Annotated in this window: 21 protein-coding genes and 1 pseudogene; 16 read left to right on the top strand and 6 right to left on the bottom strand. The window is 68.5% G+C overall.

From position 1 onward, the window contains the following. Window positions 1-9 precede the first annotated feature (9 nt). Both ACFV9T_RS04110 and tsaD read right to left on the bottom strand, forming a co-directional pair. On the bottom strand, window positions 10-576 hold the full coding sequence (locus ACFV9T_RS04110) for a GNAT family N-acetyltransferase (RefSeq protein ID WP_385436521.1): 567 nt from the start codon (window positions 574-576) through the stop codon (window positions 10-12). Next, window positions 576-1,643 carry a tRNA (adenosine(37)-N6)-threonylcarbamoyltransferase complex transferase subunit TsaD gene (gene tsaD, locus ACFV9T_RS04105; RefSeq protein WP_385436520.1) on the bottom strand — a complete coding sequence of 356 codons (1,068 nt, stop codon included), beginning with the start codon at window positions 1,641-1,643 and terminating at the stop codon, window positions 576-578. Before tsaD ends, ACFV9T_RS04110 begins: the two co-directional genes overlap by 1 nt. 143 nt (window positions 1,644-1,786) lie before the next feature. On the opposite strand from tsaD, the gene ACFV9T_RS04100 reads away from it, so the two are divergent. After that, on the top strand, window positions 1,787-2,899 hold the full coding sequence (locus ACFV9T_RS04100) for a HoxN/HupN/NixA family nickel/cobalt transporter (RefSeq protein ID WP_385436519.1): 1,113 nt from the start codon (window positions 1,787-1,789) through the stop codon (window positions 2,897-2,899). A 46-nt stretch (window positions 2,900-2,945) separates the two neighbouring features. On the opposite strand, the gene ACFV9T_RS04095 is transcribed toward ACFV9T_RS04100, so the two are convergent. Then, complete coding sequence (locus ACFV9T_RS04095) at window positions 2,946-3,299, bottom strand: Fur family transcriptional regulator (RefSeq protein ID WP_385436518.1); 354 nt, start codon at window positions 3,297-3,299, stop codon at window positions 2,946-2,948. Between the two features lie 10 nt (window positions 3,300-3,309). On the opposite strand from ACFV9T_RS04095, the gene ACFV9T_RS04090 reads away from it, so the two are divergent. Further along, window positions 3,310-3,609 (top strand): MarR family winged helix-turn-helix transcriptional regulator, encoded by a 300-nt coding sequence (locus ACFV9T_RS04090; protein WP_385436517.1) that lies wholly within the window; start codon window positions 3,310-3,312, stop codon window positions 3,607-3,609. A gap of 169 nt (window positions 3,610-3,778) precedes the next feature. Here ACFV9T_RS04090 and ACFV9T_RS04085 read toward each other — a convergent pair whose 3' ends face one another. After that, window positions 3,779-4,714: a LysR substrate-binding domain-containing protein gene (locus ACFV9T_RS04085; RefSeq protein ID WP_385436516.1), complete on the bottom strand. Its 936-nt coding sequence runs from the start codon at window positions 4,712-4,714 to the stop codon at window positions 3,779-3,781. A gap of 49 nt (window positions 4,715-4,763) precedes the next feature. Here ACFV9T_RS04085 and ACFV9T_RS04080 point away from each other — a divergent pair, with 49 nt between their 5' ends. Continuing rightward, window positions 4,764-5,714: a nitrilase-related carbon-nitrogen hydrolase gene (locus ACFV9T_RS04080; RefSeq protein ID WP_385436515.1), complete on the top strand. Its 951-nt coding sequence runs from the start codon at window positions 4,764-4,766 to the stop codon at window positions 5,712-5,714. Window positions 5,715-5,720: 6 nt separating this feature from the next. On the opposite strand, the gene ACFV9T_RS04075 is transcribed toward ACFV9T_RS04080, so the two are convergent. After that, window positions 5,721-6,617: a LysR family transcriptional regulator gene (locus tag ACFV9T_RS04075; RefSeq protein WP_385436514.1), complete on the bottom strand. Its 897-nt coding sequence runs from the start codon at window positions 6,615-6,617 to the stop codon at window positions 5,721-5,723. Between the two features lie 146 nt (window positions 6,618-6,763). On the opposite strand from ACFV9T_RS04075, the gene ACFV9T_RS04070 reads away from it, so the two are divergent. Both ACFV9T_RS04070 and ACFV9T_RS04065 read left to right on the top strand, forming a co-directional pair. After that, a complete protein-coding gene (locus tag ACFV9T_RS04070) occupies window positions 6,764-8,095 on the top strand; it encodes an MFS transporter (protein WP_385436513.1) in 1,332 nt (443 codons plus the stop codon). Between the two features lie 60 nt (window positions 8,096-8,155). Beyond that, the gene (locus ACFV9T_RS04065) at window positions 8,156-9,385 is read left to right on the top strand and encodes a M20 family metallopeptidase (protein ID WP_385436512.1); all 1,230 of its coding nucleotides are present in this window, start codon (window positions 8,156-8,158) and stop codon (window positions 9,383-9,385) included. Between the two features lie 235 nt (window positions 9,386-9,620). On the opposite strand, the gene ACFV9T_RS04060 is transcribed toward ACFV9T_RS04065, so the two are convergent. Continuing rightward, on the bottom strand, window positions 9,621-10,226 hold the full coding sequence (locus ACFV9T_RS04060; protein ID WP_385436511.1) for a dihydrofolate reductase family protein: 606 nt from the start codon (window positions 10,224-10,226) through the stop codon (window positions 9,621-9,623). 602 nt (window positions 10,227-10,828) lie between these two features. Between ACFV9T_RS04060 and ACFV9T_RS04055 the strand changes: the two genes are divergently transcribed. From ACFV9T_RS04055 to ACFV9T_RS04005, 11 genes and pseudogenes are all read left to right on the top strand, one after another. Continuing rightward, window positions 10,829-11,845, top strand: coding sequence for a LacI family DNA-binding transcriptional regulator (locus ACFV9T_RS04055; RefSeq protein ID WP_385436510.1), 1,017 nt, complete (start codon window positions 10,829-10,831; stop codon window positions 11,843-11,845). Window positions 11,846-11,988: 143 nt separating this feature from the next. Continuing rightward, window positions 11,989-14,163, top strand: a complete 2,175-nt coding sequence (locus tag ACFV9T_RS04050) for a glycoside hydrolase family 36 protein (RefSeq protein ID WP_385436509.1) — start codon at window positions 11,989-11,991, stop codon at window positions 14,161-14,163. A 54-nt stretch (window positions 14,164-14,217) separates the two neighbouring features. Next, window positions 14,218-15,480: an ABC transporter substrate-binding protein gene (locus ACFV9T_RS04045; RefSeq protein WP_385436508.1), complete on the top strand. Its 1,263-nt coding sequence runs from the start codon at window positions 14,218-14,220 to the stop codon at window positions 15,478-15,480. Window positions 15,481-15,575: 95 nt separating this feature from the next. Further along, a complete protein-coding gene (locus tag ACFV9T_RS04040) occupies window positions 15,576-16,409 on the top strand; it encodes a carbohydrate ABC transporter permease (protein WP_385436507.1) in 834 nt (277 codons plus the stop codon). Then, window positions 16,406-17,251, top strand: coding sequence for a carbohydrate ABC transporter permease (locus tag ACFV9T_RS04035; RefSeq protein WP_385436506.1), 846 nt, complete (start codon window positions 16,406-16,408; stop codon window positions 17,249-17,251). The genes ACFV9T_RS04040 and ACFV9T_RS04035 overlap by 4 nt, the downstream gene beginning before the upstream one ends. A 191-nt stretch (window positions 17,252-17,442) precedes the next feature. Then, window positions 17,443-17,643: pseudogene (locus tag ACFV9T_RS04030) on the top strand (hypothetical protein); the annotation flags it as partial. A 684-nt stretch (window positions 17,644-18,327) separates the two neighbouring features. Continuing rightward, window positions 18,328-19,698 (top strand): sulfatase, encoded by a 1,371-nt coding sequence (locus tag ACFV9T_RS04025; RefSeq protein WP_385436505.1) that lies wholly within the window; start codon window positions 18,328-18,330, stop codon window positions 19,696-19,698. Beyond that, window positions 19,610-21,211, top strand: coding sequence for a sugar porter family MFS transporter (locus tag ACFV9T_RS04020; protein WP_385436551.1), 1,602 nt, complete (start codon window positions 19,610-19,612; stop codon window positions 21,209-21,211). The genes ACFV9T_RS04025 and ACFV9T_RS04020 overlap by 89 nt, the downstream gene beginning before the upstream one ends. Beyond that, window positions 21,211-22,191, top strand: a complete 981-nt coding sequence (locus ACFV9T_RS04015; protein ID WP_385436504.1) for a formylglycine-generating enzyme family protein — start codon at window positions 21,211-21,213, stop codon at window positions 22,189-22,191. The genes ACFV9T_RS04020 and ACFV9T_RS04015 overlap by 1 nt, the downstream gene beginning before the upstream one ends. Continuing rightward, window positions 22,188-22,556, top strand: a complete 369-nt coding sequence (locus ACFV9T_RS04010; RefSeq protein ID WP_385436503.1) for a YidH family protein — start codon at window positions 22,188-22,190, stop codon at window positions 22,554-22,556. The genes ACFV9T_RS04015 and ACFV9T_RS04010 overlap by 4 nt, the downstream gene beginning before the upstream one ends. Further along, entirely contained in the window at window positions 22,502-22,882 is a 381-nt protein-coding gene (locus tag ACFV9T_RS04005) for a DUF202 domain-containing protein (RefSeq protein WP_385436502.1), read from the top strand. Before ACFV9T_RS04010 ends, ACFV9T_RS04005 begins: the two co-directional genes overlap by 55 nt. Window positions 22,883-22,891: the final 9 nt, after the last annotated feature.

Below are 22,891 nucleotides of genomic sequence, written 5' to 3'. Positions count from 1 at the left end.
TCCGGGTGCTCACAAGGGTTGGGGGGCCAAGTGCCGGGCGGGGTGACGGGGGCTGAGGAAGACGACGATGCCCTTTCCCTCGGGGGAGGGATGGGTGGCCTGGGTCCAGCCCTGGCGGCGGTAGAAGGACATGGCCCGCGCCGACTGAACGGAGGTGAGCAGCCAGGAGCGGCCCTCGGGAGCGTCCGCGGTGACCGCCTCCAGCAGCTCGGCTGCGAGGCCGGTGCCCCGGACATCGGCGCGGACGGCCAGCTCGTCTATCTCGCGGGCCCCGCACAGCCACTCCATCGTGCGGTCGGGGCCGAGGCCGACGGCGGCCTGGGGATAGCAGCGGTCGGTGGGGAAGGGGGAGAGGGTGGTCCAGGCGGTGGCGAAGCCGACGACCTCCGGGCCCGCGAAGGCGAGGGCCGCGGTGAAGCCGGGGCGGCCCACGTTCACCGGGAGCCGCTCCACGAACGCCACCGCCTTCTCCTCGTCCTCGTTCCAGGGCGGGGCGCAGAAGGCGTCGACGTAGACGGAGCGCAGGGCGGCGACGTGATCGAGCAGGTCGGCGCCTTTGATGACATGGATGTCCATCAGGCCGCCACCGTCCTGGCCGCTGTCGCCACGGGGTGCAGGGCCGCGTACTCCAGTGGCGCCGATGGGTCGATCGACATGTCGAGCGGGGCGGGATCGGCGCCCGCGCGGACGAGGAGGTCGCCGACCGCGGCGATCATCGCGCCGTTGTCCGTGCACAGCCGCAGCGGCGGCACGCGCAGCTCGATTCCGGCGGCCCGGCAGCGCTCCTCGGCCAGGGACCGTACGCGCGAGTTGGCGGCCACGCCGCCGACCACGACCAGCGTCCCCACCCCGTGCTCGGCGCAGGCCGCCACCGCCTTACGGGTCAGTACGTCGGCCACGGCCTCCTGGAGCGAGGCGGCGCCGTCGGCCACGGGCAGCTCGCGGCCCGCGTGCCCCTCCGCCCAGCGGGCGGCGGCCGTCTTCAGGCCGGAGAAGGAGAAGTCGTACCGGTGGTCCGGCGCCCCGGCCAGCGGGCGCGGGAAGGGGACAGCGCGCGGATCCCCCGCGCGCGCCGTCCGGTCGATGGCCGGACCGCCCGGGTACGGCAGCCCGAAGACCCGCGCGACCTTGTCGAAGCACTCCCCGGCGGCGTCGTCCAGGGTGTCCCCGAGGTGGACGATCGGATCGCGGACCAGATCGCGTACGAGAAGGAGCGAGGTGTGGCCGCCGGAGACGATCAGCACCATGCAGGGGTCGGGCAGCGGACCGTGTCCCAGGGTGTCGGCGGCTACATGCCCGGCGAGGTGATGTACGCCGTACAGCGGGACGCCGAGTGCGTAGGCGAAGCCCTTCGCTCCGGCCAGACCCACCTGGAGCGCGCCGGACAGCCCCGGCCCGGTGGTGACGGCGACCGCGCCGATGTCGGACATCCGCAGACCCGCCTCGTCGAGGGCCTGCTGTACGACCGGCCGCAGCGCGTGCACATGCGCGCGGGAGGCGATCTCGGGGACGACACCGCCGTAGCGGGCGTGTTCGTCCATGCTCGACGCCAGCGCATGGCCCAGCAGCCGCCCGTCCCGGACGAGCCCCGCGCCGGTCTCGTCGCACGACGACTCGATGCCGAGCACGATCGGAGAACTCACGCCCGCCCCTTTCTGCAATCAATAGGTTATTGCACATAGTGTGCAATAAGCGGGCCAGTGATGTGTACCCGAAACGGAACCCTGACGCGGTCTTTGCCGCCTTCTGCTTGTACTTGCAATCTATTGGCAGAAACCTGAACGGCATGGCTGAAAACAGGTGGCACCGAGTCCGCACGTCCATGACCCGAAAGGAGTGGGGGAGCCTCGGCGGGATGGCCGCGTTCATCCTGGCGCTGCACATCATCGGCTGGTTCACGCTGGTGGTCATCGTCGCGCCCGAGCACTACAGCCTGGGCACCAAGACATTCGGCGTCGGCATCGGTGTCACCGCCTACACGCTCGGCATGCGACACGCCTTCGACGCCGACCACATCGCCGCCATCGACAACACCACGCGGAAGCTGATGAGCGAGGGGCAGCGTCCGCTGTCCGTCGGCTTCTGGTTCTCCCTCGGCCACTCCACCGTCGTCTTCGCGCTCGCCTTCCTGCTCTCCCTCGGCGTCAAGGCGCTCGCGGGACCGGTGGAGAACGACGACTCCACGCTGCACAGCGTCACCGGCTGGATCGGTACGACCGTCTCCGGGACGTTCCTCTACCTCATCGCGATCATCAACATCGTGATCATGGCCGGGATCTGGAAGGTCTTCCGCGGGATGCGGTCCGGCCACTTCGACGAGGCCGCCCTGGAGGAACAGCTCAACAACCGCGGCTTCATGAACCGCCTCCTCGGCAGGCTGATGAAGTCGATCACCAGGCCATGGCAGATGTACCCGCTCGGACTCCTGTTCGGCCTCGGTTTCGACACGGCGACCGAGATCGCGCTCCTCGTGCTCGCCGGCTCCGGCGCGGCCTCCGGGCTTCCCTGGTACGCGATCCTGTGTCTGCCGGTGCTGTTCGCCGCCGGTATGTCGCTGCTCGACACGATCGACGGCTCGTTCATGAACTTCGCCTACGGCTGGGCGTTCTCCAAGCCGGTCCGCAAGGTCTACTACAACCTCACCATCACCGGACTGTCGGTGGCCGTGGCGCTGATCATCGGCACGGTCGAGCTGCTGGGTCTGATCGCCGAGAAGGCGGATCTGCACGGCCCCTTCTGGGACTGGGTCTCCGGCCTCGACCTCAACATCATCGGATACGTCATCGTCGGACTGTTCTTCGCCACCTGGGCGATCGCCCTGCTGGTGTGGAAGGTCGGACGCATCGAGGAGAAGTGGACGGCGGGCCTGGCCGAGCCCGCTCCGACCGAACGGGGCTGACCGTGGTGCCGCCGCACACGCTTACGCCTCGCTCCCGTCCGGCGGTTCATCCGCCGCAACGAGAGCAACGGCCGAAGACCAGCAGCGAGCCCGAGGAGTCGGGCCGCAGCCCGGTCAGTTCCTCGATCCGTCCCACCGCCTCCGTCAGATGCCTGCTCGCCAGGGCCGCGACATGGCTGCACTCCTGGCACACCGTGTGGTGATGCGGCTCTCCGGTGATGCCGTAGCGCGTCGCGCCGGGGCCGTGGACCGCGTGCGTCAGCCCAACCGCCGTGAGGGCTTCCAGCGTGCGGTAGACCGTCGTGTGGTGGATCGCCTTTCCGGACCGGATCAGGTGTTCGCGCGCCTCCGAACCGGAGAGTTGACGCTCCGTGTCGGCCAGCAGGGCCAGCAAGCGCAATCGGCCCGGAGTGCAGCGAAGTCCATGGCGCCGCAACAGCTCACGAGGATCCGGCGGCTTCGCCGCGCTGTCGTGTGCCAATGGCGAGTGCGCGAAAGGGCTGGTCGAGCGAGTGCGCGACAGCGCCGACCGGCGCTCGGTGCGGATCCGCCTCACCGAGCACGGCAAGGACCTCGCCGACCAGGCGATGGACGCCCACCTGCGGGACTACGAGCGGATTCTGTCGGTCCTGACCCCGGAGGAGTGCGAGCAGATCGCCTCGGGTCTGCGCAAGGTCCTGGAAGCCCAGGGTGATACCGCCCTCAGCTGATCGACAAGGTGACGGTCATCGGTTCACGGGATCGAAAGAGTAGATTCGATGGAAATAGGCGTGAACGTACCGAACTTCGGCCCCGGCGCCAAGCCTGACGCGCTGCGTGCACCTGCGCCTGGCGTCCATGGGAGGTGAAGGCGCGTGGTGCTGGACGCCGTCGTATCTCTCAGGACTGCTGATCTCCGCGGGCGTAACGCGTCGCGTCCTCGACCAAGTGGCGGAGCCAGGCGTGAGCGGGGTCGTCGGTGACGGTTCCGTGCCAGAGGGAGCTGACGGTGTACTCGGGCATCGGCAGCGGTGGCGCGGAGGCCGTCAGGCCCACGATGTCGGCGTAGACGATGGCGGCGTGGGTGGGGAGGGTGGCCAGGGCGGGCAGCGTGGCGAGCTGGAGCGCTGCTCCCGCGAAGTGGGTGGTGGAGGCGATCACACGGCGATCGAGCCCACGCGCTTCCAGGACGTCGTCGACGATGCCGCGTCGGCCGTCGTAGGAGATCAGCAGGTGCGGGTGGGCCAGGTAGGCGTCCACAGTGAGCGGGGCCTCGAGCTGGAGGAGGCGTGGGTTGAACAGGCAGGTGTAGCCGGAGGCGAACAGGTGCCGGCTGCGGTGTTCGTCGCCGTGTGCGGGGGCGGCGGCCACACCGAGGTCGATCTCGCCGCGGTCGATCATGCCGGCGACGGTGTTGCGGTTGGCCTGCCGTACGGCGAGCCGGATGCCTGGCAGGTCTGCGGTGGCCGTCAGCAGGCGAGGCAGCAGCGCGGCCTCCAGGTCGTCGGACATGCCCAGGGTGAAGGTGCGCCGGGCGGTGGCCGCGTCGAAGTGGTCCTGGTCGGTCACGGCGCCGTGGATCAGCCCGAGTGCGGGCTCGATGCGGCGGGCCAGTTCGATGGCGCGGGGCGTGGGCTCGATGCCGCCGCGGGTGCGGGTGAACAGCGGGTCGTCGAAGAGTCGGCGCAGCCGGCCGAGGGCGGCGCTGGCCGCGCCCTGGCTCAGGTGCAGGGCGGTGGCCGCCCGGGTGACGCTGCGCTCGCGCATCAGGGCGGCGAAGACGACCAGCAGGTTGAGGTCGGCCTTCCTGAATTCGGTTTCGTAAATGTCGATCATCACAAGGATTAGTTTGCTGTATGTCCGGTGAGGTTCCTAACGTCGATGCATGACGTCCGCCTCTTCCGCACCCCGCCGCACCGTGACCGTCGCCGTCGCCCAAGCGGCCGCCCCGTTGTTCGACACGCCGACGGCAGTAGCTCGCGCCGAGGAACTCATCCGCGAAGCCGCCATCCACCGGAATGCCGAGGTCGTCGTACTCCCCGAGGCGTTCCTCGGCGGCTATCCCAAGGGACTGGACTTCGACATGACGGTGGGCAGCCGCACCCCGGCCGGCCGCGACCTGTTCCGCCGCTACCACGCGGCGGCCATCGAGGTCCCCGGCCCGGAGGTCGAGGCGCTGGCCGCGGTCACCCGGGAGCTCGGATGCCACGCCGTGGTCGGAGCGGTCGAACGCCAGGGCGGCACGCTGTACTGCGTCGCGCTCTTCTTCGGCCCCGACGGCTACCTGGGCCTGCACCGCAAGCTGATGCCCACCGCCGCCGAGCGCTATCTGTGGGGCCAGGGCGACGGCTCGACCCTCCCCGTCATCGACACCGGCGCCACCCGCATCGGCGCGGCCATCTGCTGGGAGAACTACATGCCGCTCTTCCGCACCGCGATGTACGCCAAGGGCGTGGACCTGTGGTGCGCACCGACCGTCGACGACCGCGACGCCTGGCAGGCCACCATGCGGCACATCGCGCTGGAGGGCCGCTGTTTCGTCCTCAGCGCCAACCAGTACCTGCGCAGCGACGCCCTGCCGAGCGACCTCCGCCCTGTCCAGGGCGACGACCCGGACACGGTCCTGATCGGCGGCGGCTCCGTCATCGTCTCCCCGCTCGGCGACGTCCTGGCCGGGCCACTGCGCGACGGCGAGGGCATCCTGACCGCCGAACTCGACCTCGACGACCTCGCCCGCGCCCGCTTCGACCTCGACACCACGGGCCACTACGCCCGCCCCGACGTCTTCACCCTCCACGTCGACGAATCCCCCCACCCCACCGTCACCAGCGGCTGAGGCCGCTCACTGCCGGCGCAGTGCGGTGCTCCGGAGCAGGTCCACCAGCTGTGTGACGACGCCGTCGGGCATGCTGGCGCGCCAGGCCAGCAGGATCGGGGACGAAGCCGGACGGCCCGCCAGGGAAGCGAACCGCACTCCGTGACGCGGTGCCCGTGCAGCCGTCGAAGACACCAGGGCCACTCCGTCCCCGGCGGCGACAAGGCCGAGCATGAGCTCTGTACCGGATGCGTCGTGGCGGATGCGGGGCGCGAACCCGGCTTGTCCGCAGGCGGCGAGAATCGCGGGCAGAAGGCCCAGGCGGGCCCTGCGGTTGTAGACGATGAAGTCTTCGTCGGCGAGGGACCGCAAGGAAATTTCCGGTCCTGTCAGCCAGTGTGATTCCGGTAGCGCGGCGACCAACTCGTCGTCGTAGATCACCGCTGTGCTGATCCCCGGCGCGGTGTGGACCGGTCCGCGGACCGCGACGCAGTCGAATCGGTCGGTGTGTAGTCCCTCCAGCAACTCGGCGGTCTGCCCTTCACACAGATCCCATTCGACCTCCGGACATCGCTCCCGCAGCAGGCCGATCGCCGTCGGCAAGGCGTCCACGGCCACGGCTTCCACGCTGCCCAGGCGCAGGGTGTGGCCGGCGACGGCTTCTTCGGCACGCACCTGGTCGACCATCCGGTCCCAGCGCGCCAGCATGGCCTCGGCCTCCACCCGCAGAACCTCACCTGCGGGAGTCAGCGCCATGCGCCTGGTGGAGCGCTCCACCAGGCGCACCCCGAGGCTCGTTTCCAGGGCCTTGAGGTGTCGGCTCACCGGGGGCTGCGTCATGTGCAGCCTGGCCGCCGCCCGACCCACATGCAGCTCCTCGGCCACCACCAAATACACCCTGAGCTGCTGCAACGTCGGATCCATGCCTAAAAGGGTAACAGTGGCCTCACTATTGGAACTGGACCGCGCCGACCCGTGAATGCATGGTGAACGGCATAAAGCAGCAGGTGCGACAGCAGCCACAGCATCAGCACGCGCCCTGCCGCCATGGCCCAACCCCAGGAGATTTCATGTCTGACCAGGTATCACGTGCCGCGCCACAGGCACGCCGCGCACTTTTCGCCGGTGGCGCGGGCAATTTCGTGGAGTGGTTCGACTTCGCGCTCTACGGATTCCTTGCCACGGTCATCGCCGACGAGTTCTTCCCCGGCGAGAGCCGCAGCGCGGCCTTGCTGTCGACCTTCGGGATCTTCGCGGTCACCTTCTTCGTGCGCCCCCTGGGCGCGGTGTACTTCGGACGCATGGGCGACCGCCTGGGCCGCCGCCACACCCTCACCATCGTGGTCCTCGTCATGTCCGGGTCGACAGCGCTGATCGGCGTACTGCCCACCTACGACAGCATCGGAGTGTTCGCACCACTGCTGCTGCTCATCCTGCGCCTGGTGCAGGGCTTCTCCGCGGGCGGTGAATACTCCGGCGCCAGCGCGTTCATCCTCGAGTCCGCACCGGCCGACAGGCGTGGCCGCTACGCCAGCGTGCTCGCCATCTCGACCAACGCGGCATCCCTCGCGGCTGTGGCCCTGGTCGCCGTGCTCACCACCGTGCTCGGGAACACCGCGATGGGCGAGTGGGGATGGCGACTGCCGTTCCTCCTGTCGCTGCCCCTGGGCCTGTGCGGCCTCTACCTGAGGCTGCGGGCAGCGGAAAGCCCGGTGTTCACGGCGCTGGCCGAGGACAACGAGGTTGAATCCGCCCCGCTGGGGAAGACCCTGCGCACCCAGCGCCGTCCCATCGCCATCATCTTCGCCATCGTCTCTCTCAGTTCGATCGCCTTCTACGTCCTCAAGACTTACTGGCCGACCTACCTGTCCGAGGAGACCGGCCTGCCGCGCAACGAGGCGCTGTGGTCGTCGGCCGTCTGCTTCATCGTCACCATCGCGCTGAGCCCCTTCTTCGGCAGCATGTCCGACCGCTTCGGGCGCCGCGCCATCGTGCTCTACTCCGCAGCAGCGATGGCGGTCCTCGCCATCCCTTCGTTCCTGCTGTCGGGAGCAGGCGGATTCGGCCCCGCACTGGCCGGTCAGCTCCTGTTCGTCGCCGCGGTCGGCCCCCTGAGCCCCACCGTCGCAGTACTCCTGGTCGAGATGTTCCCCGCCAACTTGCGTTACACCGCCTCGTCCATCGGCTACAACCTCGCCTACATGGTCTTCGGCGGCACCGCCCCCTACCTCGCCACCCTGCTCATCAGCCAGACGGGATCACGGCTGGCTCCCGCGTACTACATCGTGGGTGTCGCCGCCATCGCCCTCGTCATCGTCGCCCTCACCCTCCGCGAAACGGCACCGCGCGCCACACCGCCCCGCGAAGCGGTCCTCAGCGACTCCTGGAACGCGACCGTTTAGTCGGCGAGCGAGTACCGATCCCCCGTACGAGGCACACCCGGTCAAGGAGCACTCCCCAGCATGACCACCACCCCCCACCACCACTCGCTCGCAGCCATCTCACCCGACCGCGCCGGGGCATTGGGGCTCCTCAGCGAGATGATCAAGATCGACACCCGCACACAGTCAACGGGAGAAAGCGTCCTGGCGCGCATGCTCGTCGAGCGCATGCGCGCCCATGGCCTGGAGAGTGAACTACAGGAAGTGTCCCCCGGCCGGTTCAACGCCATCGGCCGCCTGCGCGGCTCGGGCGGCGGAAAGAGCCTGATGTTCAACGGCCATCTCGACACCAACCCCCCGACCGAGGGCTGGACCGTGGACCCGTGGGGCGGACTCGTCGATGACGAGTTCATCTACGGCCTGGGCGTATCCAACATGAAGGCCGGCTGCGCGTCCTACCTCGTCGCCGTTGAGGAACTCCTTCGCTCCACGACCCGTCTGCGCGGCGACATCATCCTGACCTTCGTCGTCGGCGAACTACAGGGCGGGATCGGCACCCTGCGGGCGATCGAGTCGGGCCTGCGAGCCGACTACTTCATCAACTGCGAACCGACCGACCTGGCAGCCATGACCCTGCACGCCGGCTCCCTCAAATTCACCGTCGAACTGACCGGCGTCACCCGGCACATGTCCAAGCGTGAGGAGGCCATCGACGCCATCACCGCCGCATGCTCGCTGATCCCCGCGATCAACACGATGACGTTCGGCGGCGCCTCCACCACCGCATACGAATCGGTCAACCGCGCACACGTCGGTGCGATCCGCGGCGGACTGGGGCGCGAAACAGTCGACTCCCGCCCACCACAGGTCGCCGACGTCGTCACGCTCCTTGGCGCCGCACGCTACGCCCCGAGCCAGGACGTGACGAGTGTCCTGAACGACATCCGGACCGTCGCCGCCGATGTCTGCCGCGCATACCCCGGGCTGGAGGCCGTGGTCACAGAGAGCCGGAACACCACGGGATTCCCCGACTTCCCGCCGTTCGAGACCGATCCCGCATCGCCAGTGGTGCTGGCGGTCAACGGAGCCTTCGCCACAGTCCGCCGAGAGCCCCAGCGCACCGGCGCCGTCCGCCCCTACTGCTTCTACGGCACAGACGCGGCCCATCTTCAGCACCGGGCCGACATGCAGGGCGTCGTGTGTGGGCCGGGCGGACGCTACAACACCATGCCCGACGAGCGCGTCGACATCGCCGACTATCTCGACGCCATCCGCATCCACCTGCACACCATGCAACAACTGTGCGGCTGACACCCCGTACGGCCTGGGCCGCGCTCCCGCGAACCTGTACCGCTCGAAGAGCCGAGCTGGGTGGGATGTGCATCGCACCTCACCGCAGCCAACTATCGCCGATGGGTTGGCAGACCGGGTGCGCATGGCGGTACGCACCAGCCGGTGGCGGAGCACGGCGCGGCCGCGGCCTGCTTTGCCCTTCATGGCGACAAGTGCGGAGATCTGTCGGGCATCTGGGGAAAGCGCAAACCGCTTAGTAGCTGTCGTAGCTGGGCTTACCGTTCGGCCGGTAGACGCAGACGATGGTGCCGCCCTTCGTCGTCGAGACGCTGACCGGCTCCAGCGCAGTGGGGATCGCTCCGTCGGCGAACAGCCGCTTGCCGGTGCCGATGATCACCGGATGGATGGTCAGCCGGTACTCGTCGACGAGGCCGTGCCGCATGAGGGTCTGGGCGAGGTCGCCACTGCCCACGACGTTGATGTCGCCGCCGTCGGACGCTTTCAGCTTGCGTACGGCATCGACGATGTCGCCCTCCAGCAGCGTGGAGTTCTGCCACTCGACGGATGTCAGGGTCCGCGACGCCACGTACTTGTGCATGCTGTTCATCCGATGGGTGAACGGGTTGTCGGGATCGGCGGTCGGCCAGTACGACGCGAAGATCTCGTACGTCTTGCGGCCGAGCAGCATCGCGTCGGAGAACTCGTACCAACCGGCGATGGCCGCGCCGACCTCGTCGCCGGACACCGGCTTCTGCCAGCCGCCGTGCTCGAAGCCGCTCTGAGTGTCCTCGTCCGGACCGCCCGGCGCCTGCATGACGCCGTCCAGCGTCAGGAACGTGCAAACGATGATCTTGCGCATGGTGTGCTCCCTTCGTCGACGGGTAGACCGCACAACCACCGGAAACTCATCGGCGGAACTTCCGCTGCGCGGCACCAGGGCCGTCGTCTGGATCAGCCCGGCTGTGAAGTGCGGTATCTCTTGGCCGACCCGAGGGGGTCTGGTCCGCGGATGTGCGCACCAGACCCCCGCGCCGCCGGGATGATCTAAACGACAGGCCCCGGTCGGCGCCCGCATCCGGATCGAGTGCCATACCTGCGGCCGGCACCTCGCCGCTTGGAGCCCGTTGGGTACAAGGCCCGGTTTCAGGCCGACCTCGTTATAGCGCCCAGCCGAACGGCCGCGGCGGCGCCAAGTGCTCGGTGGCACCGCGTCGTACGAGACGCTGCCCACGGGCCGCACGTGCGGGCAGCCTCGCCCCCGTGTGGTGTGGGGCTCCACACGGCTGGGGCCGGCCACCGCGAGATCATCTCTGCCTCGCCGGCGATTGACGGTGATAGGTGAGGGAGCTGCCGTACCGGGCCCTCTCCATCGCCGAGCAGCGTGGAAGAGCGGACGCCGCCTGACCGGCGGAGGACGGCGGGGATGCCCGGGACGATTCGTCATGCCGTAGGTTCTAGGACATGCCCGTGCAGCGAGAGAGACCGCCGACCATCGCCGATGTCGCACGGGTGGCGCGGGTGTCTCTGCCGACCGTGTCTCGCGTGCTCACCGGCTCGGTCCCGGTGCGGGACAGCACCCGTGATCGGGTGCTCGCGGCGATCAAGGAGCTCGGATACCGGCCGAACGGTGCCGCACGCGCCCTCGTGCAGGGGCAGCAGCCGATCGTCGGGGTGGTCACTCACGACACGTTGGCCCACGGCCTCGCCCGCATGATCCTGGGCATCGAGGACCAGGCGCGGCGGAACGGCCATGTAGTGGCCATCGCCGTGCTCGACCCCGCCGACTCGGAGAGTACGGAAACCGCGCTCGATGTGCTCCTCGCACAGCCGATCGTCGGAGTGATCGTGCTCGATCACCACATGTACGACGCCGAGCGCCTGAGGGCGCGACTGGGCACCGTCCCGGTCGCAACCGTGACGAGCAGCGACGACGTCGAGGCCGGGGTTCCGCACGTCCTCGTGGACGATCGGCGCGCGGCCAAAGAGATCACGCAGCACCTCCTGGGTCTGGGGCACACGACGGTGCACCATGTCACCGTTCCCGGACCGCACGGCGGCGCGCAGGGGCGGGAGCTCGGATGGAACGAGGCGCTGACCGAGGCCGACGCGCCGGTGCCGCCCGTGCACCGGTCGGACTGGTCCCTGGAGTCCGGCCTGGCCGCCGGTGCGGCGCTGGCGCGCGACCGCTCCGTGACCGCCGTGTTCTGCTGGAACGACGAGCTCGCATTCGGAGTCATGCGCAGCCTGCACGAGGCCGGACGGCGCGTACCGGATGATGTGAGCGTCGTCGGCATCGACGATCAGCCGCTCGCTCGTGCGTGGGTGCCCAGCCTCACGACCTACCGTCTCGATTTCGACTGGGCAGGCAGAGCCGCGTTCGAACTGCTGATCGATCCTGTGCGGGGCGTGGAGGCGGCCGGAGCCACGTCGTCCGGGCTCATCGTGCGCGAGAGCACCGCGCCGCCCGCTGGTCACTGATCCTCCGAGCCGGTTCGGTCTCGGGTCTTGCGCCGCATTGAGGCAGGACATACTGTCTCCGCACGCTCGTCTGATCAACGTTTTCATGCCTCGCTTGATCAACGTTTTCATACTGCGGGCGACGCGACGCGAAGGAGCCTTGAGTGGAGAGCACGTGCCCCGGACCGGCCACGCCGCACCGAGCGACGGACGACCTGGACGAAGGTGAGATCGCCCCCATCCGTTTCGCGTGGGAGCCTGGTCTGCTGGCGCTGACGTTCACCGCTGCCAAGGACCGGCCCGTCGTGCTGAGTGGCCTCGGGCCGGGTGCGGCGGCGCCCGTGACGCGCGCGAGCCAACCGCTGGTCGAGCTGATCGTCACGGGCGACGGGCGGGCGCTCAACACCCCCCGCTTCACGAACAGCGGCGTCGGGTCCCGCCTCCGCTACGTCGAGCACAGCACGGCGACCGAAGAGGACTGCGAGCGGCTGCGGATCGTCCAGGCCGACGCCCTGACCGGTCTGCGCGTCACCACGACCTTCATCGCCTCGCCGCGGATCCGGGCCGCGCGTGTGGAGACCAGCGTGCGGAACGATGGCGCGGAGCCCGTGGTCCTGGAAGCGATCTCGTCGTTCGCCACCGGAGCGGTGGTGGCGCCGGGGGAGTCCACCCGCGATCTGGTGCTCCACTCGGGCGCGGGAGAGCAACTGGCGGAGAACCGCTGGTCCACGCGTCGGCTCTGGAGCCAGACCGCGCTGGCCGACTTCGATTCGGCACTGCACGATCAGCCGGGACGTGGTGGTTTCGCCGCGGTCTCCACGTCCACCTGGTCGACGGTCAGGAACCTGCCCACAGGAGCTCTCGAAAACGCGCGCACCGGACGTTCGATGGCCTGGCAGATCGAGCACAACGGTGGTTGGCGCTGGGAGGTCGGCAACGTGCGCGAGGGCGAGGACTCCGTCGCGCTGGTCCTGCTGGGACCGGAAGACCTCGATCACCACTGGTCTCAGGAGCTGGCGCCGGGCGCCGCCTTCACCTCGGTCCCGGTGTCCTTCGCGGTGGCGGCCGCTGGCCTGGAGAGCGTCATGGCGGAGCTGACCCGGCACCGTCGTTGGCTGCGCCGTGAGCGGAAGGCGGACCGCGGCTCGCTGCTGGTCTTCAACGACTTCATGAACACCCTGAACGGCGACCCCACGACCGAGCGCCTGTTGCCGCTCATCGACGCCGCGGCTGGCGCCGGAGCGGAGTGTTTCTGTATCGACGCAGGCTGGTACGACGACACGGATCTCCACGACTGGTGGCCGACGGTCGGAGAGTGGATCCCTTCGAAGAAACGTTTCCCCGACGGTGGGCTCGACCGCGTGGTGACCGCGGTCCGGGAGGCGGGCATGAAGGTCGGCCTCTGGCTGGAGCCCGAGGTCGTCGGAGTGCTGAGCCCCGTCGCCCGGCAGCTGCCCGACGCGGCATTCCTCCAGCGGCACGGACGCCGAGTGGTGGAGCACGAGCGCTACTTCCTCGACCTCCGCCACCCTGCGGCCCGCGCGCACCTCGATGCCGTGTTCGACCGTCTGATCGGCGCCTTCGACCTCGGCTTCTTCAAGCTCGACTACAACGTGACCCCCGGATCCGGGACGGACTACGACGCGTTCTCCACCGGAGCGGGGCTGCTCGGCCACAACCGGGCACACCTTCAGTGGGTCGCTGACCTGCGCGGGCGCTATCCCCACATCGTGTTCGAAAACTGTAGCTCCGGCGCCATGCGGGCGGACTTCGCCATGCTCGAACTCTTCGACTTCCAGTCCACCTCGGACCAGATGAATTTCCGGCTCTATCCCGCGATCGCCGCCGGTGCGCCCCTGCAGATGCTGCCCGAGCAGGCCGGTAACTGGGCGTACCCGCAGGCGTGGATGAGTGACGAGGAGATCGCGTTCACGATGGTCAACGGCCTCAGCGGCCGACTGTATCTGTCCGGCTTCCTCGACCGGATGACCGCGGAGCAGCTCTCCCTCGTCCAGGACGCGACCGCGCTGTTCAAACGCATCCGTGACCAGATCGCCGACGCGGTACCGGGATGGCCGATGGGACTCCCCGAGTGGTACGCCGACTCCTTCGCGCTCGCGCTGACCGGCCCCGAGCGCACCCTCCTCTACGTCTGGCACCGCGGCGGTGAGGACGCCGAGCTGACGATGCGCCTCGGCCCGGGTATCCGCGCCGAACACCTGGTCGAGCTGTATCCCCGGCGTCTCGCCCCGTGGAAAGCCACCGATGGCGCCGACGGCACGATCCGGCTGCGTCCCGGCATCCCCGGCTCCTCGGCCCGGGTTTACGAGATCTCCTGACGCTGACGAACTCACTCGGACATCACGCCACTGCACCCATGAGAGGACAAGGCGATGAGGCTTCTTCACAGACACAAGGCGATCACCGCCCTCGGAGCGCTGACGATCCTGCTCGCCGCGTCCGGATGCAGCCGCGGCGGGAGCGGCTCAGGAGGCGAGTCGATCCAGTTCTTCCTCAACATGGGGAACGACACCCCGCAGTACAAGGTGATGTCGAAACTCGTGGACGCGTACGAGAAGCAGGCGGGCGTGACCATCAAGGTCACGGCGGAGTCGGTGAACTACGAGGACCAGATGAAGGTCCGGCTCGCATCGAGAAACGTCCCGGATCTGTTCTCGACGCACGGCTGGTCGCTGCTGCGCTACAGCAAGTTCCTCATGCCACTGAACAGCCAGCCGTGGGCGAAGGATGTGAACCCGTCGCTCAACTCCGCCATGCGCGACAGCAAGGGACAGATCTTCGCCTTCCCCGGGGAGACGGACGTCGTCGGCCTCTCCTACAACAAGGACGTGCTCGCCAAAGCGGGCATCGATCCATCGAAGATCACCACATGGAGCGCGTTCGACGCTGCGGCGAAGGCCGTGGCCGAGAAGGGCATCACGCCCATCGTCTCCAGCGGCAAGGACCAGGGCCCGGCCGGTCACATCGCCGACTACCTCGCCATCGACTCGTACAACAGCTCAGAGCTGGCGAAGATGAAGAGCGGAACATTCGTCTCGGGGCCGTACACCCGCCTCCTCGAACGGGTGAAGTCCTGGGAGAAGAAGGGGTGGTTCAACAAGGACTACTCCTCCGCATCGCAGGACGACATGGCCCGCGCGCTCGCGGGCGGCACCGCCGGGTTCGCGCTGATGCAGAACCAGGTTCTCACCGCCGCCCGGCAGTACAACCCGAAGGCCAAGCTGGGCTTCGTCCCCATCCCGCCGACGGTCGGCGACAAGCCCTACCTCGTCGGGGGCGAAGGCGTCGACTCGTTCGGTGTCTCGAAGACGAGTGGCCACAAGAAGGAAGTGCTGGGCTTCCTGAAGTTCCTGGCCAAGCCCGAAAACGCGGCCGCACTGGCGGAAGCGACGGGATCGGCGGCGGGACTGACGAACGTGAAGACGAACTTCGGCTCGCTGGCGCCCAGCTTCCACACCTACGTCACGAACCGCTCCGTGACGCTCAAGCCCTACTTCGACCGGGTCTACCTCCCGAACGGCTCCTGGAACACCATGGTCGCGACCACCGACTCCGTGATCTCCGGCCAGGGCACCGTGGGCGCGGCCGTGAACCAGATGAAGCGGCAGTACTACGCGCTCTACGGGCAGAAATGAGCGGGCACCCCATTGACGCGGTGAGGGCAGGCGTCCGCGGCCCCGCCATCGGGCGCCGACGGCGACACCGCGGCAGGTTCGTCAACCTCATGTACGTGCCGGCGCTCGCCCTCTTCGCCGTCTTCGTGTTCTATCCCCTCGCGCAGGGGGTCGCTCTGGCCTTCACGAACTGGGACGGATACTCGCCCTCCCGAACTTTCGTCGGCTTCGCGAACTTCACCCGCTTGTTCGGTGACGACACATTCCGCACCGCCCTGCTCAACACCCTGCTGTACGGGTTCGGCTGCACCTTCCTCCAGCAGGTGCTCGGCCTCGGTCTCGCGCTCGCCCTCGACGGGGTCAGCCGCGCGAAGGCGCTGGCCCGCGCCGTGATCTACCTGCCCGCGCTCGTCGCCCCCGTCGTCATGGGGATGATGTACTACCTCCTGTTCCAGTACGACCGCGGAGCGCTGAACGACGTCCTGACCGCCCTGTCCCTGCCACGCGTCGCCTGGCTGAGCAGCGGCACCGGTGCGGTCACGATCATCGTCGTCATCAACACCCTGCAATTCGTCGGCATCTCGATGGTCATCTACCTCGCGGGTCTGCAACAGATTCCGCAAGAGGTGTACGAAGCCGCCGAGTTGGACGGCGCTCGCGGATGGGCGCTACTCCGTTCCGTCACCGTTCCCCTGCTGAAGCCCGCGTTCGTGGCCAGCGTGATCATCAATCTCATCGGGGGGCTCAAGCTGTTCGACGTCATCCAGGTCCTGACCGCGGGCGGCCCCGGGTACGCCTCGCAGTCCGTCTCCACCTTGATCGGCCGCACCTACTTCGGTCAGCAGGCCGCGGGCTACGCCTCCGCGATGGGTGTGGCGCTGTTCGCGGTGATCGCCGTAGTCTCGGTCTTCCTCGTCGCCCGCATGGATCGCGCGGGAAGGGAGGCATGATGGCGTCCGAACGCTCGCGGCACGCATCACGAAAGGCCGGAGCGGCGAAGTGGCTGTTCATCACCATCGCCGTCCTGGTGCAGATGACGCCGTTCTACCTCGTCATCACGACCGCCTTCAAAGCGCGTACCGACACCTCGTCCCTCTGGCTCCCGCCCTTCGCACACGCCACCACGGACAACCTCGTGACGGCGCTCAACGGAGGGCACCTGGTCTGGGCGCTCGAAAACGGGTTGCTCGTGACGTTCGCCAGTACCGTCCTCACCTGCATCGTGGGGTCGATGGCCGCATATCCCCTCGCGCGCCGGAGGACCCGGCTGAACCGGCTCGTCTCACTGCTCATTCTCGGCGTGCTCATGGTGCCGCCGCTCAGCATCCTCGTGCCGCTGTACACGATGTTCGCCCGGCTCGGCCTGCTGAATACCTACGGCGGGCTCATCCTGGTGCTCACCACCCTGCAACTCCCCCTCGCCGTCTTCCTTTTCACCCAGTTCATGCGGGGACTGCCGGTATCGCTCGAGGAGGCCGCGGCGATCGACGGAGCGGGACTGTTCATCACCTTCACCCGTATCGTGCTGCCGTCGCTGAAGCCGGTGATGGCCACGGTCACCATCGTCACCGCGACGCAGGTGTGGAACGAGTTCGCGATGAGCTCGTACATCACCAGCACGCCGGAGATGCGCCCCCTCGCCCCCGCCGCGGCCAGCTTCTTCGCGACGCAGAGCAACAACATCGGCGCCGCGGCAGGGGCGGCCCTCATCGGACTCGTGCCGATCCTCGTCGTCTACCTCTTCTTGCAGAAGTACTTCGTCAAGGGCGCCCTCGCCGGCACCGGGAAGTAGCCCCGTGCTCGCCTGCCCAACCCGCCTCAGACTCCGCGAGCAGTGTTGACGCGGCCGAGTGCGCGTCCGGGACAAGCGATGTCAGTGGCCGGAACCATGTTCAGCGGTGTCCCGCCATCGCGGTGCGGAAGTCCCATTGCCGCATAGGAGATGGCGCATTGCCGGATTGGGAGAAGTCGAGCGCGGCACGGATGATGCCACCCGCGCGGCCGCGCAAGCTCACCAAGGTCCCGTTCGACGAGCTGGTCGACGGACGCTTGCAGAGCGTGGTGTCCAGTGGCTCGGGCATCGAGCGGGTCCATGTCTCGTAGGTCGCGGTCGGCACCTACGCGTTCGCCTACAACCACAACAACCGGTCCTGCGGCGGTGCGCGGGGCTCGTTCTGCAACCACCGGCCGGCTGCTGCCCTCGGTGTCGACGTGCAGAAACACGCGCAAGGAAGCGTGGCGCCGCTACGAGCATGAGGTCATCCCGCCCCGGCTGCTGGCAGATGCCGCGCCGAGCGAGATGTCCGCATGCGCGGGCTGGTCAACCGGGTCGCCTCCATGACGCGCCCGGTATCCGCCGGACGGTACTCGGCTTCGGTGATCCAGCCCGCGTCCCACGGGTAGGCCGCGATACGACGCAGGCCCGCCATGGCCGGCGCAGCCGGGTCCCACAAGGCCAGGACGTGAGACCCCGCAGTTCCTCTACGGAGCCGCCGCCCTCCGGGGAGGGATCGCGACTACCGGTGCGCAACTGTCGGTGTGCTCCGACAGACGCGAGCGCCTCGGCGGCATCCTCCACGAGTGCCGACATTTCGCATGACTACACGGATGAGATTTCCGGCAAGCGCAGCGCTCGCATCGCCGGCTCAGGCACAGCCGGGGCCGCTGCCGGACGTCGTCTGTTACTTCACTCCACCCGCGATCTTCAGGTCGGACAGGGACTTCAGCGGCTTGCGTTCCGACTTTCGATCGGCCGTAGCAAACCCTTGACGCGAACTCCGCAGAGTGATGCAGTGTCGGCGGTGGATCGATCCACCAGTCACGTTGTGTATTCAAGTGCCCTGCTTGGCGCGGGCAAGATCAAAGGTGATGATCGTGACGCCCACCCGTCCAGACGTCGTTCTCATCCACTGCCATGATCTCGGCCGATGGCTGTCGTGCTACGGACAGACGAGCGTGCCGAGTCCGAACCTCCAGAGGTTCGCCGAACGGTCCGTGGTCTTCGAGCGGGCCTTCGCCACGGCGCCGCTGTGCTCGCCGGCCCGCGGTTCTCTCTTCACTGGGCTGTCACCCCACCGTCATGGGGTGATGGGGCTGGCGCATCATGCATGGCGGTACCGCAAGGGTGTCGCGACGCTGCCCGAGCTGCTCGAGCCCCTCGGCTATGACACAAGCCTGATCGGGCTCCAGCATGAGAACGTCGATCCCGCCGTCCTCGGTTTCGGTGAGGTGGGCGGGGTGGGCTTCCTGCCTCGCGCGTGGCCGGTGGTCGAGGCCGCCGAGAGCTGGCTGGCCGAGCGTGCCACGCAATCCGAGCGCGCGCCGTTCCTGCTCACGGTCGGCTTGTGGGAAGTGCACCGGCCATGGCCCGCCGAAGACTATGAGCACGCCGACCCGGCCGAGGTCGAGGTACCCGCCTATCTTCCGGACAACGAGCACTCCCGGGAGGACATCGCCGCCTTCTACGGATCCATCCGCCAGATGGACGCCGCCGTCGGACATCTGCTGCGACGCGTGGACGAGATAGTCGATCCGCGGAACACGATGGTGGTATTCACCACCGACCACGGCGCGGCCTTCCCACGCGCCAAGGGGACGCTCTACGACCCCGGCACCGGCGTGGCACTGATCGTCCGCCCGCCACTTTCCTGGGGCGTGCCCCCCGGCCCCCGGCCCGACCTCGTCAGCCATCTGGACGTAGTGCCCACCCTGCTCGAACTTGCGGGTGGGGAACCGCCGCAGGACCTCGGTCTGGAGGGTGTGAGCCTGCTGCCGCTGCTGCGCGGGACCCCCGCCGCGGCCGGTTCCGATGACCAGGCGATCCTGCCACCCGGTGAGGACGAGCGGCTGCTGTTCACCGGGAAGACCTACCACGACTCCTACGATCCGATGCGCGCCGTGCGCAGCGAGCGCTACAAGTACATCCGCAACTTCGTCTCCGGTCCCATGCTCCGCTTGTCCCAGGACCTGGAACACAGTCCCACCCGGCGCGGCCTGGGTGACGGACACCTCCGGCCACGTCCGGAGGAGGAGTTGTACGACCTGTGCCGGGACCCCTGGGAGCAGGAGAACGTAGCCGACGATCCCAGCTACGAAAAGGTCCGTGGCGCGCTGGCGCAGCGGCTCGACCGATGGATGTCCGACACCTGCGATCCGTTGGCGACCGGACCGATCGGGCTTCCACCGGCCCGTTCCCGGGCATTCGACGCCCTGCCCGCGCTCCCTCCCGTCTCCCCCTGATCGGCGGCCCCCGTCCCCTCCTGGCCGCCATCGTGACTTCCGCCCTCTCCCGCGGCCTCTCCTGCCGCTCCAGAACAAGGACGTACGCCTGATGTCTCCCACCGACCGCACAAGACCCCGGTTCCCCCTGGCCGTCTATCTCTTCGGTGCCCTCGCCGAGCTCCTCTTCGGCTATGACACCGGCGTGATCGGCGTCGCCATGTTGTCCATCAAGAGGGAGCTGGGCATCGGCCCCGGCCTGCAAGGTTTCATCGTCAGCTCTCTGCTGCTGGGTGCGGCGGTCGGTGTCGGCGTGGCCGGCTGGCTGTCGGACCGCTTCGGCCGCCGCTGGATCATCTTCGCCACCGGAGTCGTCTTCGCCGCGGGCGGTCTGGGGGTGGGCTTCGCCTCCGATGTGTGGGCCCTGATCGTCATCCGGTTCGTCATGGGTCTCGGCGTCGGGGCGAGCGCCGCGGTGGTCTCGGTGTATCTGGTCGAAGTGGCCCCGACCCGGCACCGTGGTGCCATCGGCGGGCTGGGCCAGCTGATGGTCGTGCTCGGCATTCTGCTGTCCTACGGCGTGGGCTACGCACTCCAGCCGTACGACGCCTGGCGGTGGATGCTCGGACTGTCCGCGGTACCCGCCCTCGTGCTGAGCGCCGGCATCGTCTTCCTGCCCGAGACTCCGCGCTGGCTGATCCTGCACGGCAGGACCGATGAGGCGCGGGCCTCGCTGATACGGCTCGGGCGCGGGGCCGGTGCCGACACGGAGCTGGCCGAACTCGACCGCGCGCTCCGTATGGCCGACCGGAAGCCGGGTCTGGGTTTCACCCTGCGGACGATGGCGGCTCCTGGTTCCCGCCGGGCGCTGTTCGGGGCGGTGGGCCTGGCCCTGCTGGTGCAGTTCGTCGGTGTGAACTCGATCCTGTATTTCGCCCCCACCACATTGGTCCACGCAGGTTTCGGGGACAACGCGGCAGTCGCGGCCAACCTTGGTATCGGCACGGCCAATGTGGTCTTCACCCTCGTCGGCCTGTCCATCGTGGACCGGGTCGGCAGGAAGGCCCTGCTGATGACCGGCTGCGCTGTCATGGCCACCGCCATGGCCGTGCTGGGCGCATTCACCGCGCTCACATCGCACTCCGCAGCGACGGCCTGGTTCACTCTCATCTGCATGATCGTCTTCCTGGCCTCGTTCGCAGCCACCTGGGGCGTCTGCGTACGGGTGGTGATCTCCGAATTGTTCCCCGCCGAGATCCGGGGTTCGGCCACCGGGCTGGTGCTCGTCCTCAACTGGCTGGCGAACTTCGCGGTCAGCCAGTCTTTCCCCACTCTGCTGGAGAGCAGCGCCGCACTGTCCTTCTTCCTCTTCGCCGCCGTGTGTGTCATCGCAGCCGTGTTCATCCGGAACGTCTTGCCGGAGACCGGCCGAGGTCACGTCTTGGACGCCTCCCCTGCCGTCCACCAGGACGACGATCCCCAGCGGTCCGGGACATCCACTGCCAAGAGCGTACGACCAGGAGTCGACGGCTGATGGGGCAGGAGGAACACCAGCGGCCATGCTGTGCTCCCTCGTCCGCGGCGCCGCCCGCGAGCCATGACGACACCTCCCCGGCCTGGTCGGGGAGCGGTACGCACGGGATCGAGCAGATGAGGATCCCCGCGGGACGACTCTCGATGGGCGACGCGCACGGCGACGGCCACCGGGCGGACGGGGAGACACCGGTGCACCGGGTGGAGCTGACCGCCTTCGACATCGACGCCACCTCGGTGACGGTTGCCGACTTCGCTGCCTTCGCCAACGCCACCGGATACCGCACGGACGCCGAACGATACGGGTGGTCCGCGGTCTTCCACCTCGCCGTGCGCGCCCCTCGATCCGACATCGCCGGTTCCTCGGAGGACGCGCCCTGGTGGCTTGCGGTCCGCGGGGCCGACTGGCGGCATCCGGGCGGACGGGAGTCAGAAGCGCTTCACACGCCCGACCATCCCGTCACCCATGTGTCCTGGCACGACGCCGCCGCCTATTGCCAGTGGGCAGGGCGCCGTCTGCCGACGGAAGCACAGTGGGAGTACGCCGCGCGAGGCGGTCTGGTCGGCGCCCGCTACCCATGGGGCGACGAGTTGCACCCCGGCGGCGCGTGGCGGTGCAACATCTGGCAGGGCGACTTCCCCGTCCACAACACGCGGGAAGACGGTTACATGACCACCTGCCCAGTGCGGTCGTACCTGCCCAATGGCTACGGCCTGTGGCAGACAGTCGGCAACGTATGGGAGTGGTGCGCCGACTGGTTCTCCGCCACCTACTACCGGTCCTCCCCGGTGGACAACCCCGCCGGTCCGCGCCGGGGCGAGACCAGGGTGATGCGTGGTGGCTCCTACCTGTGCCACGACTCGTACTGCAACCGTTACCGCGCGGCGGCACGATCCTCGAACACTCCGGACTCCTCGATGGGCAACTGCGGGTTCCGTACCGTCGGTGGCTCCGTGGAACCAGCTCGGAGCACGGCATGACGGACCGTCGGCGTCCGGAGGCCGAGGAAGGCACGGAACCGGACTATCGCTTCACGCTCGCCAACGAACGGACCTTCCTGGCCTGGATCCGCACCGGCATCAGCCTGCTGGCCGCCGGGGTCGCCGTGCGTCAGCTCGTGCCCTCCTTCCAGGTCCCGCATGCTCGCGAATTGCTCGCGGTGGCGTGCACACTGCTGGCGGTTGTGATCAGCGCCGGGGCATACCCGCGCTGGCGCAAGGTCCAGCGGGCGCTGTCCCGGCAGGCGCCGCTGCCGCCCTCACGAACGACCGCGGTACTCGCCGGAGTCCTGTGTACGGTCGGGGTGTTCACCACCGTCCTCGTGTGGGTGGGAGGCACGGGGTGACGGGGGCCGCGGGGCCGCCGAGCGGATTGTCCAGCCGAGCGGCTCCGGATCCGGGGCTACAGCCAGAGCGTACGGAGCTGGCGTGGCGCCGTACCGCGCTGTCATCGGCGGTGGGAGCGCTGTTGCTCGTCCACGAGGTGTTGGCGCGGCCGTCCGTCCTCATCTGGGCGGTCTCCGGGTGCGCCATATGCACCGCGGCCGCTGTGCTGGTGGCGCGCGGCCTGCGCCGCGGTGAGCGTCCGCCGCCACCGTGGGTGCTCGCCTCGGTCGGTGCGCTGGCCGCGTCCACGGGTGTGTTCGCCACCGCCTGGGTGCTGGTCGGCTGACCGACAGCC

The organism is Streptomyces sp. NPDC059850, from assembly GCF_042731515.1.
GTDB lineage: Bacteria > Actinomycetota > Actinomycetes > Streptomycetales > Streptomycetaceae > Streptomyces.
Note: the sequence above shows the minus strand (reverse complement) of the source record. Positions and strands in the feature narration are given on the sequence as shown.